The following is a 12,548-nucleotide window of genomic DNA, read 5'->3' on the forward strand; positions in this document are numbered from 1 at the left end:
GCGATACGTCTTGTACCTCTATATTGAGACTCTGAAACAGAGACTGGATGCCATAAACCAACTGCGTGTCGATCGCGCGCTTGCTGCTATGGGCCCTGCTTTCCAGCAGGTATACAGTCTTCTGCCGACATTATTGCACTATCACCATCCGCTGATGCCTGGCTACCTTGACGGTAACGTTCCCAGAGGCATCTGTCTTTTCACGCCTGATGAAACCCAACAACACTACCTGACCGAACTTGAACTCTACCGTGGCATGCCGCCGCAGGAATCACCGAAAGGTGAACTGCCGATTACTGGCGTTTACACCATGGGCAGCACCTCCTCGGTTGGGCAAAGCTGTTCTTCGGACCTGGACATCTGGGTCTGTCATCAGTCCTGGCTCGATAACGACGAGCGTCAGCTGCTGCAGCGAAAGTGCAGCCTGCTGGAAAGCTGGGCCGCGTCGCTTGGCGTAGAAGTCAGTTTCTTCCTGATTGATGAAAACCGTTTCCGTCATAACGAAAGTGGCAGTCTGGGTGGTGAAGACTGCGGCTCAACCCAGCACATCTTACTGCTGGACGAGTTTTACCGTACTGCCGTTCGCCTGGCCGGTAAGCGTATTCTTTGGAATATGGTGCCGTGCGACGAAGAAGAGCATTACGACGATTACGTAATGTCGTTGTACTCCCAGGGAGTGCTGACACCAAATGAATGGCTGGATCTGGGTGGCCTCAGTTCGCTTTCCGCCGAAGAGTACTTTGGCGCGAGCCTCTGGCAGCTCTATAAAAGCATTGATTCGCCGTATAAGGCCGTGCTGAAAACCCTGCTGCTGGAAGCCTATTCCTGGGAATACCCCACGCCGCGTTTGCTGGCGAAAGATATCAAACAGCGTCTGCACGACGGAGAAATTGTCTCCTACGGGCTGGATGCTTACTGCATGATGCTTGAACGCGTCACCGAATACCTGAAAGCCATTGATGACACCACGCGTCTCGATCTGGTGCGTCGATGTTTCTATCTCAAAGTCTGTGAAAAACTCAGCCGCGAACGCGCATGTGTAGGCTGGCGTCGTGAAGTGGTCAGTCAGTTGGTTAAAGAGTGGGGATGGGACGAAGAACGTCTGTCGATGCTTGATAACCGCGCCAACTGGAAAATCGATCAGGTACGTGAAGCGCACAACGAACTGCTCGATGCCATGATGCAAAGCTACCGCAACCTTATCCGCTTTGCGCGTCGTAACAATCTCAGCGTTTCCGCCAGCCCGCAGGACATCGGGGTGTTGACGCGTAAACTGTATGCGGCGTTTGAAGCATTGCCGGGTAAAGTCACGCTGGTTAACCCGCAGATTTCACCGGACCTGTCAGAACCGAACCTGACCTTTATCTATGTGCCGCCGGGCCGCGCAAACCGCACCGGGTGGTACCTGTACAACCGTGCGCCAAGCATGGACTCGATCATCAGCCATCAGCCGCTGGAATATAACCGCTACCTGAACAAGCTGGTAGCCTGGGCCTGGTTCAACGGCCTGCTGACCTCGCGTACCCGGCTGTTTATCAAAGGCAACGAGGTTGTCGATTTAGCCAAACTGCAGGAGATGGTGGCGGATGTCTCCCACCACTTCCCGCTGCGTCTGCCGGCGCCGACGCCAAAAGCGCTCTACAGCCCGTGTGAAATTCGCCATCTGGCGATCATCGTCAACCTGGAATATGACCCGACGGCGGCCTTCCGCAATCAGGTGGTCCATTTTGATTTCCGCAAGCTGGATGTCTTTAGCTTTGGCGAGCAGCAAAACTGCCTGGTGGGCAGCGTAGACCTGCTGTACCGCAACTCGTGGAACGAAGTGCGTACTCTGCACTTCAACGGCGAGCAGGCGATGATCGAAGCGCTGAAAACGATTCTCGGCAAGATGCACCAGGACGCTGCGCCGCCGGACAGCGTTGAGGTGTTCTGCTATAGCCAGCATCTGCGCGGTCTGATCCGTACCCGCGTGCAGCAGCTGGTTTCAGAGTGCATCGAACTGCGCCTCTCCAGTACCCGTCAGGAAACCGGTCGCTTTAAAGCGCTGCGCGTCTCCGGACAGACCTGGGGCCTGTTCTTCGAGCGCCTGAATGTTTCAGTACAGAAGCTGGAAAACGCCATCGAGTTCTACGGCGCCATTTCGCACAACAAGCTGCATGGCCTGTCAGTGCAGGTGGAAACCAACCACGTGAAACTGCCACAGGTCGTGGATGGCTTTGCGAGCGAAGGGATTATTCAGTTCTTCTTTGAAGAGTCGGGTGACGACGCCGGTTTCAACATCTACATCCTGGATGAGACGAACCGTGCTGAGGTTTATCACCACTGTGAAGGCAGTAAAGAGGAACTGGTGCGCGACGTCAGCCGCTTCTATTCGTCCTCACATGACCGCTTTACCTACGGCTCCAGCTTCATCAACTTTAACCTGCCACAGTTCTACCAGATTGTGAATGTAGACGGACGTTCGCAGGTGATTCCGTTCCGTACGCAGGCCGTTACGCCAGCGGTTCCCGCCAGCCAGGACACTACCCCTCTGTTGCAGCAGTATTTCTCCTGACAGTTTTTGCCCGGTATGCAGCGCACCACCGGGCAAAACAGACTCAACGAAAACGCACGTCTTCGCCTGCCTGCGCGGTCGCCGCCTGTTCCAGCAGGTCCCAGAACGTTTCGCCGCTACGGTCACACACCCATTCGCCCTCTTTCAGATCGAAATGGTAGCCACCCTGTTTGGCGGCCAGCCAGACCTGGTGAAGCGGCTCCTGGCGGTTAATAATAATTTTGCTGCCGTTTTCGAAGCTCAGGGTCAGAATGCCGCTGTTGATCTCACAATCGATATCGCTGTCGCCGTCCCAGTCGTCAAGCCGCTCTTCGATGGTCATCCATAAGGTGTCTGCAAGGCGATGGAATTCACTGTCGTTCATGGTTTTGTTCCTGTTTTTCGTGATGCCGGCAGTATAACGCTAAATAATTCCCGTTGCAGGAAAGCGGCAAACTCTTGCTTTTGTGTCTTCTCCTGCGATGATAGAAACAGATTTGAACTTACGGGCAACTTTATAATGAAAAACGTTTTCCGAACGCTTGCCGTTCTCATCACGCTGTTTAGTCTGACGGGCTGTGGACTGAAGGGACCGCTTTACTTCCCGCCAGCGGATAAAACGGCGCCGCCGCCGACGAAACCTGTGCAAAGCGGTATTGAGTCTTCCACGCCAGACACGAACGATCGTGGCAATAATGGTGGTCCGACTCAGGTTAATCTCTGACGATTACGTTCTGTACCCGCGCAATGGAGCGAATGATGCAGTTCTCTAAGATGCATGGCCTTGGCAACGATTTTATGGTCGTCGACGCGGTAACGCAGAATGTCTTTTTCTCCCCGGAACTGATCCGCCGCCTGGCGGATCGGCATCTGGGCGTGGGGTTCGATCAGCTGCTGGTGGTTGAGCCGCCGTACGATCCTGACCTCGATTTCCACTACCGTATTTTTAACGCTGACGGCAGTGAAGTCTCCCAGTGCGGCAACGGTGCGCGCTGTTTTGCCCGCTTTGTCCGCCTGAAAGGGCTGACGAACAAGCGCGATATCCGCGTCAGTACCGCGAATGGTCGCATGGTGCTCAGCGTCACCGATGACGATCTGGTTCGCGTGAATATGGGCGAGCCGAACTTTGAACCTTCCGCCGTGCCGTTTCGCGCAAACAAAGCGGAAAAGACCTATATTATGCGTGCGGCAGAGCAGACAGTATTGTGTGGCGTCGTCTCGATGGGAAACCCGCACTGCGTGATTCAGGTTGATGATGTGGAGACCGCCGCCGTTGAAACCCTCGGCCCGGTGCTGGAAAGCCATGAACGCTTCCCGGAACGCGCGAACATTGGTTTTATGCAGGTGGTGAAGCGTGAACACATCCGTCTGCGGGTGTATGAACGCGGCGCGGGCGAAACCCAGGCCTGCGGAAGCGGTGCCTGCGCGGCAGTGGCCGTCGGCATCGCTCAGGGGTTACTGGCAGAAGAGGTTCGCGTGGAGTTACCAGGCGGTCGTCTTGATATCGCCTGGAAAGGACCGGGTCATCCGCTGTTTATGACTGGCCCGGCGGTACATGTCTATGACGGGTTTATCCATCTATGAAGCAACCAGGGGAAGAACTGCAGGAAACGGTGACGGAACTGGACGACAGTGCTGTTGTTGATTATCTGCTGAACAATCCCGCGTTTTTTATTCGCAATGCACGTCTTGTCGAACAGATGCGGGTGCCGCATCCGGTGCGCGGGACCGTGTCGCTGGTCGAATGGCATATGGCTCGCGCGCGCAACCACATCAATCAGCTTGAAGAGAACATGACGCTGCTCATGGAACAGGCGAACAATAACGAAAGCCTGTTCTATCGACTGCTGCATCTGCAGGCGCGTCTGGCCTCGGCCCACAGCCTTGACGAGTTTCTCAGCCGTTTCCACCGCTGGGCGCGAGAACTGGGGCTTGCAGGCGCAACCCTTCGTCTCTTCCCCGACCGCTGGCGCATTGGTGCACCGTCTGGTTTCACCCATCTGGCACTGAGCCGTCAGGCGTTTGAGCCGCTACGTATTCAGCGCCTGGGTCATCAACATCATTATCTGGGGCCGCTGAACGGACCAGAATTGCTGGTGGTATTGCCAGAAGCCAAAGCGATTGGCTCGGTGGCCATGTCACTGATGGGGCGCGATGGCGACTTAGGCGTGATGTTATTTACCAGTCGCGACGCGCATCACTATGAGCAGGGGCAAGGTACGCACCTGTTGCAGGAGATCGCCCTGATGCTGCCTGAGCTGCTGGAGCGCTGGATTGAGCGCGTATGACGGACGGACTTCTTGCCACTGACGTCACGCGATTTCTGCGCTACCTGGGGGTTGAACGTCAGCTTAGCCCCATAACGCTGCTGAACTATCAGCGTCAGCTTGATGCCATCATGCAGATTGCCGATGAAATCGGCCTGAAAAGCTGGCAACAATGTGACGCTGCGACGGTTCGTGGCGTCGTCGTGCGTAGCCGCAGGAAAGGGTTAGGCCCGGCGAGTCTGGCGCTCAGGCTCTCTGCCCTGCGCAGTTTCTTCGACTGGCTGGTGAGCCAGGGCAGCCTTAAAGCCAATCCGGCGAAAGGCATTGCCACGCCAAAAGCACCGCGTCATCTGCCTAAAAATATCGACGTCGATGATGTCAATCGCCTGCTGGATATCGATCTTAACGATCCGCTGGCGGTGCGTGACCGCGCGATGCTGGAGGTGATGTACGGTGCCGGACTGCGTCTGTCAGAACTGGTCAATCTCGATATAAAACATCTCGATCTGGACACCGGCGAAGTGTGGGTGATGGGCAAGGGCAGCAAAGAGCGCCGCCTGCCGATTGGTCGCAACGCTGTCGCCTGGATTGAGCACTGGCTTGACCTGCGCGGGCTGTTTGGCGCGGAAGAAGAGGCGCTGTTCCTGTCGAAACTCGGCAAGCGGATCTCGGCGCGTAACGTGCAGAAGCGTTTTGCGGAGTGGGGCATTAAACAGGGGCTGAACAGCCATGTTCACCCGCACAAGCTGCGCCACTCTTTTGCGACCCACATGCTTGAATCAAGCGGCGATCTGCGCGGCGTGCAGGAACTGCTCGGCCACGCGAATTTGTCCACCACCCAAATTTATACCCACTTAGACTTCCAGCACCTTGCCTCGGTGTATGACGCGGCGCATCCACGCGCCAAACGGGGGAAATAATGCGTTTTTACCGCCCACTGGGTCAGATATCAGCCCTTACCTTTGACCTTGATGACACCCTTTATGATAACCGCCAGGTGATCCTGCGTACCGAGCAGGAGTCGCTGGCGTTTGTGCAGAATTATCACCCGGCGCTGAAGACGATGCAGAACAAGGACTTCCAGCAGCTGCGTCAGTCCCTGCGGGAGACCGAGCCGGACATTTACCATGACGTGACCGAATGGCGTCGACGTGCGGTTGAACAGGCGATGCTGAATGTTGGCATGAGCGCGCGTGATGCGGCGATAGGGGCTGAAGCGTCCATGGAAAACTTCGCCAAATGGCGTAGCCGTATTGATGTGCCACAGGAAACCCACGATACACTGGCCGCGCTGGCAGAGAAGTGGCCGCTGGTGGCGATTACCAATGGCAATGCCCAGCCTGAGCTGTTTGGTCTTGGCGATTATTTTGAGTTTGTGCTGCGCGCGGGCCCGCACGGGCGCTCGAAACCGTTTAACGATATGTATCACCTGGCGGCGGAAAAACTGAACCTGCCGCTCGGCGAAATGTTGCATGTGGGTGATGACCTGACCACGGACGTGGCCGGGGCGATCCGCTGCGGCATGCAGGCCTGCTGGATCAAGCCGGAAAACGCTGACCTGATGACAACGCCGGACAGTCGTCTTCTGCCGCACGTGGAAATTTCACGGTTGGCATCCCTCACGACGCTGATATAATCATCAATTGTTCTGTATAAATTAACAGGGTTTTGGCGAAGGAATCACATTCGCCTGCCTGACATTACGTGACGGTGCCAATGGACGTTTCTTACCTGCTCGACAGCCTTAATGACAAACAGCGTGACGCGGTTGCCGCTTCGCGCACCAACATGCTGGTGCTGGCTGGGGCGGGCAGTGGTAAGACGCGCGTGCTGGTACACCGTATTGCGTGGCTGCAGAGCGTGGAAAACTGCTCGCCGTACTCCATTATGGCGGTGACGTTTACCAACAAGGCGGCGGCAGAGATGCGCCACCGAATCGCACAGCTGATGGGCACCAGCCAGGGCGGCATGTGGGTGGGTACTTTCCACGGTCTGGCGCATCGCCTGCTGCGGGCGCACCATATGGACGCTAACCTGCCGCAGGATTTCCAGATCCTCGACAGCGAAGATCAGCTGCGTCTGCTGAAGCGTCTTATCAAGGCGATGAATCTCGACGAGAAGCAGTGGCCGCCGCGTCAGGCAATGTGGTACATCAACGGCCAGAAAGACGAAGGGCTGCGTCCGCACCATATTCAGAGCTTCGGCAACCCGGTCGAGCAAACCTGGCAGAACGTTTATAAAGCCTACCAGGAGGCGTGCGATCGCGCAGGTCTGGTGGACTTTGCTGAGCTGCTGCTGCGTGCGCACGAGCTGTGGCTCAACAAACCGCATATCCTGCAGCACTATCGTGAACGCTTCACCAATATTCTGGTGGACGAATTCCAGGATACCAACAACATCCAGTATGCATGGATCCGCCTGCTGGCCGGTGATACCGGCAAGGTGATGATCGTCGGTGATGACGATCAGTCCATCTATGGCTGGCGTGGGGCGCAGGTGGAAAACATTCAGCGCTTCCTCAATGATTTCCCCGGTGCTCAGACCATCCGTCTGGAGCAGAACTACCGTTCGACCAGCAACATTCTGAGCGCCGCCAACGCCCTGATTGAGAACAACAACGGGCGTCTCGGTAAAAAGCTGTGGACCGATGGCGTTGACGGTGAACCGATCTCTATCTACTGCGCATTCAACGAACTTGATGAAGCGCGCTTTGTGGTGAACCGTATTAAAACCTGGCAGGACAACGGCGGCGCGCTGGAGCAGTGTGCCATTCTCTATCGCAGCAACGCCCAGTCGCGCGTGCTGGAAGAGGCGTTGCTGCAGGTGAGTATGCCGTACCGCATTTACGGCGGCATGCGCTTCTTTGAACGTCAGGAGATCAAAGACGCGCTCTCGTATCTGCGTCTGATCGCAAACCGTAATGACGATGCGGCGTTTGAGCGCGTGGTGAACACCCCAACTCGCGGCATCGGTGACCGTACACTGGACGTGGTGCGTCAGGCCTCCCGCGATCGCCAGCTGACACTCTGGCAGGCGTGCCGCGAGCTGTTGCAGGAGAAAGCGCTCGCCGGACGTGCAGCCAGCGCCTTACAACGCTTCCTGGAGCTGATTGATGCCCTGGCACAGGAAACGGCCGATATGCCTCTGCACGTACAGACCGACCGGGTGATTAAAGACTCCGGCCTGCGCACCATGTATGAGCAGGAGAAAGGCGAAAAGGGCCAGACCCGTATTGAGAACTTAGAGGAACTGGTGACGGCGACGCGCCAGTTCAGCTACAACGAAGAAGACGAAGATTTGATGCCGCTGCAGGCGTTCCTCTCCCACGCGGCGCTGGAAGCGGGCGAAGGGCAGGCAGACACCTGGCAGGATGCGGTTCAACTTATGACCCTGCACTCCGCCAAAGGTCTGGAGTTCCCGCAGGTGTTTATCGTCGGGATGGAAGAGGGGATGTTCCCGAGCCAGATGTCGCTGGATGAAGGTGGGCGTCTGGAGGAGGAGCGTCGTCTGGCCTATGTTGGCGTGACGCGCGCGATGCAAAAGCTGACGCTGACCTATGCCGAAACCCGACGCCTGTACGGTAAAGAGGTATATCACCGTCCGTCGCGCTTTATCGGCGAACTGCCGGAAGAGTGTGTGGAAGAGGTGCGCCTGCGCGCCAGTATCAGCCGCCCGGTCAGCCATCAGCGTATGGGCTCGCCGATTGCTGAAACGGACACCGGCTACAAGCTGGGTCAGCGCGTGCGTCATGCTAAGTTTGGTGAAGGCACCATCGTCAATCTGGAAGGTAGCGGCGAGCACAGCCGCCTGCAGGTGGCGTTCCAGGGGCAAGGTATCAAATGGCTGGTGGCAGCCTACGCCAGGCTGGAAACTGTGTAACTTTCAGAAAAATATCATTATTTTGTAATAATCTGCTAGCCTTATACGTTGAAGGTCAATTAATGCCCTTCAGCGTTCCGTTGCGTGTTGACGCCACTATTACTGCTGGCGTAACATGCGCGCACGATTACGCTAAGAGGACATTCGCCTTGGACACACCCAGTAGATACTGGCTCAATTCCCTGTCATCCAGGAACAACTCCTAAGGCTATCTCCTCTTGCTGATGGCCTTAGTGGTTGTCAGCGACCTGCATTATTCCCGTCGCGCTGAGTCAGGCTGTTTAATGGTCTGAAACCCAATTTGTTTCTGTGTGCCCACCGAACTGTCCGATATTTTTTGCATTGGGAGTCCCGGTCATGTTGAGCGCATTTCAACTCGAAAATAACCGACTGACTCGGCTTGAAGCCGAAGAGTCACAGCCCCTCATTGATGCCGTATGGGTGGATCTGGTCGAGCCGGACGACGATGAGCGCCTTCGCGTACAATCTGAGCTGGGGCAAAGCCTGGCAACCCGCCCGGAACTGGAAGACATCGAAGCATCTGCTCGTTTTTTTGAAGATGAAGACGGTCTGCATATTCACTCCTTCTTCTTCTTTGAAGACGCCGACGATCACGCGGGTAACTCCACCGTGGCGTTTACCATTCGTGACGGTCGCCTGTTTACCCTGCGCGAGCGTGAGCTGCCCGCGTTTCGTCTCTACCGCATGCGCGCCCGTAGCCAGGCGATGGTCGACGGTAATGCCTACGAACTGCTGCTGGACCTGTTTGAAACCAAAATCGAACAGCTGGCGGATGAAATTGAAAACATCTACAGCGACCTGGAAAAGCTGAGCCGCGTCATCATGGAAGGGCATCAGGGCGATGAATACGACGAAGCGCTCTCGACGCTGGCAGAGCTGGAAGATATCGGCTGGAAGGTGCGTTTGTGTCTGATGGATACCCAGCGCGCGCTGAACTTCCTGGTGCGTAAGGCGCGTCTGCCGGGCGGTCAGCTGGAGCAGGCACGTGAGATCCTGCGCGATATCGAATCCCTGCTGCCGCACAATGAATCGTTGTTCCAGAAGGTCAACTTCCTGATGCAGGCGGCGATGGGCTTTATCAATATCGAGCAGAACCGCATCATCAAGATCTTCTCGGTGGTCTCGGTGGTCTTCCTGCCACCAACGCTGGTGGCCTCGAGCTACGGGATGAACTTTGAGTTTATGCCGGAACTTAAGTGGAGCTTTGGCTACCCTGGTGCGATTATCTTTATGATCCTCGCCGGGCTGGCGCCGTACCTCTACTTCAAGCGCCGTAACTGGCTGTAAACTTCAGGCGGGTGGCGTTGTGCCAGCCCGCCTCATCACCGCTTACAATCCTTTGCGCGTTCTGCGCTGGGTATAAAGGGCGTCTGCAACAAAAATCGCCAGCGCCACCCAGATAAAGGCAAACGTCACCATCTTATCTGCGCCCGGTACTTCGCCGTAAAACACTACTGCCAGCAGGAACATCAGCGTCGGACCGATGTACTGAAAGAAGCCCAGCGTGGAGAGACGCAGGCGCGTTGCGGCACCGGTGAAGCACAGCAGAGGAATGGTGGTTACCACACCGGCCGCCATCAGCATCAGATTCAACGACAACGGGTTACTGCCCATATGGCTGGTTGCGCTGTCGGCAATACCAAACAGGTAAATCGCCGCGACCGGCAATAGCCACAGGGTTTCAAACAGCATCCCGGTCTGCGCTTCCACGGCTATTTTCTTCCGGACCAGCCCGTAAAACGCAAAGCTGAACGCCAGGCCCAGAGCGATCACGGGCAGCGAACCGAAGGTCCACAGTTGGACCAGCACGCCGCAAAAAGCGAGGATGACCGCCAGCCACTGCATACGACGGAAACGCTCGCCCAGGAAAATCATGCCCAGAACAATGTTGACCAGGGGATTAATAAAATAGCCCAGGCTCGCTTCGAGCATGTGATGGTTATTGACTGCCCAGATAAAGAGCAGCCAGTTGCCGCCTATCAGCACGGCTGAGAGGGCCAGCAGGAACACCTTTTTCGGCGTTTTCAGCAGCGTTTTGACGCCAGACCACTGACGGCTAACGCTCATCAGCGCGATCATAAAGAAAAACGACCAAATCACACGGTGTGTGAGGATCTCGTCAGCGGGTACGTAAGCGATAAACTTGAAGTACGCCGGTGCGATACCCCAAATAAAATAAGCGGCAAGGGCGAGTAGTACGCCCTGCCGCGTTTGTTTAGCATCCATCGGGATAATCCGTTACAAAAAAGTGAATTAATTTTACCCGATTTTAGGGTTTCAACCCACCATATAAGTGGCAGTTGCGCTGGCGATATAGACCTGCTCTTCGTTATGCAATTCAACGCGGGCGACGGCGACCTTATTCCCCGCGCGCAACAGGCTGCTGGTGGCGGTAAAACGGTTTCCGCGCCCGGGACGCAGGTAATCGACGCGTAAATCGATGGTGCCCATACGCGACAAACGCTGGCGCAACTCGTCTTCATTGATGGTGTCATGGCGCGTCAGCGTACTGCCCACACAGACCAGGCCCGCCGCCACATCCAGCGCTGAGGCAATCACCCCGCCGTGCAAAATACTCTGCGCCCAGTTGCCTACCATCATCGGCTGGTTGTTGAAGCTGAGCTGGGCAAACGCTTTCTCGTAGCGCTCGAGCTCCAGACCCAGTGCACGGTTAAACGGCATATGGTAAACAAAAATCTCGCCCACGAGTTTTAACGCTTCTTCGGCGGTAAGCATGGCTGACATGAGGCATCACATCCTTATTGTTAATAAAATGTTGATTTTATGCTTCAGCAATAAGGAATTCCACTTTCAGAAACGAGGATGCAGCAGTTGTCGCAGAAGTATGTAGAATATCCGCCACATAACAATTCAACTAATTAACTCTTTGCAGGAGAACACCACCGATGCGGACGTATCTGGCCTGGTTACTGGCGGCGGTTGCGCTGCCCCTCACAGCATATGCCCAGGAAGCGACGATTAAAGAAGTTCACGATCAACCTGCCGTGCAGGGCAGCATTATCGCGAACCTTCTTCAGGAACATGATAATCCGTTCACGCTGTATCCGTATGACACCAACTACGTGATATACACGCAGACCAGCGATCTCAACAAAGAGGCGATAAGCTCCTATAACTGGTCCGATAATGCGCGTAAAGACGAAGTGAAGTTCCAGTTAAGTCTCGCGTTCCCGTTCTGGCGCGGCATTCTGGGACCGAATTCGGTGCTCGGCGCCTCTTACACGCAGAAATCCTGGTGGCAGCTTTCCAACAGTGGCGAATCTTCACCGTTCCGTGAAACCAACTATGAGCCGCAGCTGTTCCTCGGTTTTGCGACCGATTATGAATTCGCGGGCTGGACGCTGCGTGACATCGAGGTGGGCTTTAACCACGATTCAAACGGTCGCTCCGACCCTACCTCGCGCAGCTGGAACCGTGCCTATACGCGACTGATGGCGCAAAACGGCAACTGGATGGCGGAAGTGAAGCCGTGGTTTGTGGTGGGCGATACCGACGACAACCCGGATATCACCAAATATATGGGTTACTATCAGCTCAAAATCGGCTATCAGTTGGGTGACGCGGTGCTGAGCGCCAAAGGCCAGTACAACTGGAACACCGGTTACGGTGGCGCGGAACTGGGCCTCAGTTATCCGGTGAGCAAGCACGTTCGCCTCTATACTCAGGTTTACAGCGGCTACGGCGAGTCGCTTATCGATTACAACTTCAACCAGACCCGTGTAGGTGTGGGCGTGATGCTGAACGATATTTTCTAGGCAGCTCGAATGTTTTTTCGTTAAACGTTGAAGTTTCTCTCTCAGGCGCTGAAAATAGCGCCTGTTTTATTT

13 protein-coding genes are annotated in these 12,548 nt (G+C 55.7%); 10 read left to right on the plus strand and 3 right to left on the minus strand.

Annotated features, from left to right (window positions below; all coding sequences use genetic code 11):
* The first annotated feature begins 10 nt into the window (after positions 1-10).
* Positions 11-2,554, plus strand: a complete 2,544-nt coding sequence (cyaA, locus tag AC2FAP_RS23240; RefSeq protein ID WP_014172138.1) for a class I adenylate cyclase — start codon at positions 11-13, stop codon at positions 2,552-2,554.
* 43 nt (positions 2,555-2,597) lie between these two features.
* Here the strand turns inward: cyaA and cyaY are convergent, their stop codons facing one another.
* Positions 2,598-2,918: an iron donor protein CyaY gene (cyaY, locus tag AC2FAP_RS23245; protein ID WP_449541873.1), complete on the minus strand. Its 321-nt coding sequence runs from the start codon at positions 2,916-2,918 to the stop codon at positions 2,598-2,600.
* Between the two features lie 135 nt (positions 2,919-3,053).
* Between cyaY and lptM the strand changes: the two genes are divergently transcribed.
* From lptM to corA, 8 genes are all read left to right on the plus strand, one after another.
* Entirely contained in the window at positions 3,054-3,257 is a 204-nt protein-coding gene (gene lptM / locus AC2FAP_RS23250) for an LPS translocon maturation chaperone LptM (RefSeq protein WP_025202779.1), read from the plus strand.
* A 35-nt stretch (positions 3,258-3,292) separates the two neighbouring features.
* Positions 3,293-4,117, plus strand: coding sequence for a diaminopimelate epimerase (dapF, locus tag AC2FAP_RS23255; RefSeq protein WP_020882883.1), 825 nt, complete (start codon positions 3,293-3,295; stop codon positions 4,115-4,117).
* The gene (locus AC2FAP_RS23260; protein ID WP_014172135.1) at positions 4,114-4,821 is read left to right on the plus strand and encodes a DUF484 domain-containing protein; all 708 of its coding nucleotides are present in this window, start codon (positions 4,114-4,116) and stop codon (positions 4,819-4,821) included. The genes dapF and AC2FAP_RS23260 overlap by 4 nt, the downstream gene beginning before the upstream one ends.
* A complete protein-coding gene (xerC, locus tag AC2FAP_RS23265; RefSeq protein ID WP_063215712.1) occupies positions 4,818-5,720 on the plus strand; it encodes a tyrosine recombinase XerC in 903 nt (300 codons plus the stop codon). The genes AC2FAP_RS23260 and xerC overlap by 4 nt, the downstream gene beginning before the upstream one ends.
* Positions 5,720-6,436: a 5-amino-6-(5-phospho-D-ribitylamino)uracil phosphatase YigB gene (yigB, locus tag AC2FAP_RS23270; protein ID WP_014172133.1), complete on the plus strand. Its 717-nt coding sequence runs from the start codon at positions 5,720-5,722 to the stop codon at positions 6,434-6,436. The genes xerC and yigB overlap by 1 nt, the downstream gene beginning before the upstream one ends.
* An 80-nt stretch (positions 6,437-6,516) precedes the next feature.
* Positions 6,517-8,679, plus strand: coding sequence for a DNA helicase II (uvrD, locus tag AC2FAP_RS23275; protein ID WP_020882882.1), 2,163 nt, complete (start codon positions 6,517-6,519; stop codon positions 8,677-8,679).
* 149 nt (positions 8,680-8,828) lie between these two features.
* The gene (ysgD, locus tag AC2FAP_RS23280) at positions 8,829-8,885 is read left to right on the plus strand and encodes a YsgD/CorL family protein (RefSeq protein ID WP_212743980.1); all 57 of its coding nucleotides are present in this window, start codon (positions 8,829-8,831) and stop codon (positions 8,883-8,885) included.
* A 151-nt stretch (positions 8,886-9,036) separates the two neighbouring features.
* A complete protein-coding gene (corA, locus tag AC2FAP_RS23285) occupies positions 9,037-9,987 on the plus strand; it encodes a magnesium/cobalt transporter CorA (RefSeq protein ID WP_020882881.1) in 951 nt (316 codons plus the stop codon).
* Between the two features lie 42 nt (positions 9,988-10,029).
* On the opposite strand, the gene rarD is transcribed toward corA, so the two are convergent.
* Positions 10,030-10,926 carry an EamA family transporter RarD gene (gene rarD, locus AC2FAP_RS23290; protein WP_014172130.1) on the minus strand — a complete coding sequence of 299 codons (897 nt, stop codon included), beginning with the start codon at positions 10,924-10,926 and terminating at the stop codon, positions 10,030-10,032.
* Between the two features lie 51 nt (positions 10,927-10,977).
* Positions 10,978-11,445 carry an acyl-CoA thioesterase YigI gene (gene yigI, locus AC2FAP_RS23295; protein ID WP_014172129.1) on the minus strand — a complete coding sequence of 156 codons (468 nt, stop codon included), beginning with the start codon at positions 11,443-11,445 and terminating at the stop codon, positions 10,978-10,980.
* A 161-nt stretch (positions 11,446-11,606) separates the two neighbouring features.
* On the opposite strand from yigI, the gene pldA reads away from it, so the two are divergent.
* Positions 11,607-12,476, plus strand: coding sequence for a phospholipase A (gene pldA, locus AC2FAP_RS23300; protein ID WP_020882880.1), 870 nt, complete (start codon positions 11,607-11,609; stop codon positions 12,474-12,476).
* The last annotated feature ends 72 nt before the right edge of the window (positions 12,477-12,548 follow it).

Source organism: Enterobacter cloacae complex sp. 394I7 (assembly GCF_057320345.1).

Excerpts from the sequence above, each read along its gene's own strand:
- lptM (WP_025202779.1), top strand. The coding sequence starts at position 3,054 with ATGAAAAACGTTTTCCGAACGCTTGCCGTTCTCATCACGCTGTTTAGT.
- xerC (WP_063215712.1), top strand. The coding sequence starts at position 4,818 with ATGACGGACGGACTTCTTGCCACTGACGTCACGCGATTTCTGCGCTAC.
- pldA (WP_020882880.1), top strand. The coding sequence starts at position 11,607 with ATGCGGACGTATCTGGCCTGGTTACTGGCGGCGGTTGCGCTGCCCCTC.
- corA (WP_020882881.1), top strand. The coding sequence starts at position 9,037 with ATGTTGAGCGCATTTCAACTCGAAAATAACCGACTGACTCGGCTTGAA.
- uvrD (WP_020882882.1), top strand. The coding sequence starts at position 6,517 with ATGGACGTTTCTTACCTGCTCGACAGCCTTAATGACAAACAGCGTGAC.
- cyaY (WP_449541873.1), bottom strand. The coding sequence starts at position 2,918 with ATGAACGACAGTGAATTCCATCGCCTTGCAGACACCTTATGGATGACC.
- rarD (WP_014172130.1), bottom strand. The coding sequence starts at position 10,926 with ATGGATGCTAAACAAACGCGGCAGGGCGTACTACTCGCCCTTGCCGCT.
- yigB (WP_014172133.1), top strand. The coding sequence starts at position 5,720 with ATGCGTTTTTACCGCCCACTGGGTCAGATATCAGCCCTTACCTTTGAC.
- dapF (WP_020882883.1), top strand. The coding sequence starts at position 3,293 with ATGCAGTTCTCTAAGATGCATGGCCTTGGCAACGATTTTATGGTCGTC.
- AC2FAP_RS23260 (WP_014172135.1), top strand. The coding sequence starts at position 4,114 with ATGAAGCAACCAGGGGAAGAACTGCAGGAAACGGTGACGGAACTGGAC.
- yigI (WP_014172129.1), bottom strand. The coding sequence starts at position 11,445 with ATGTCAGCCATGCTTACCGCCGAAGAAGCGTTAAAACTCGTGGGCGAG.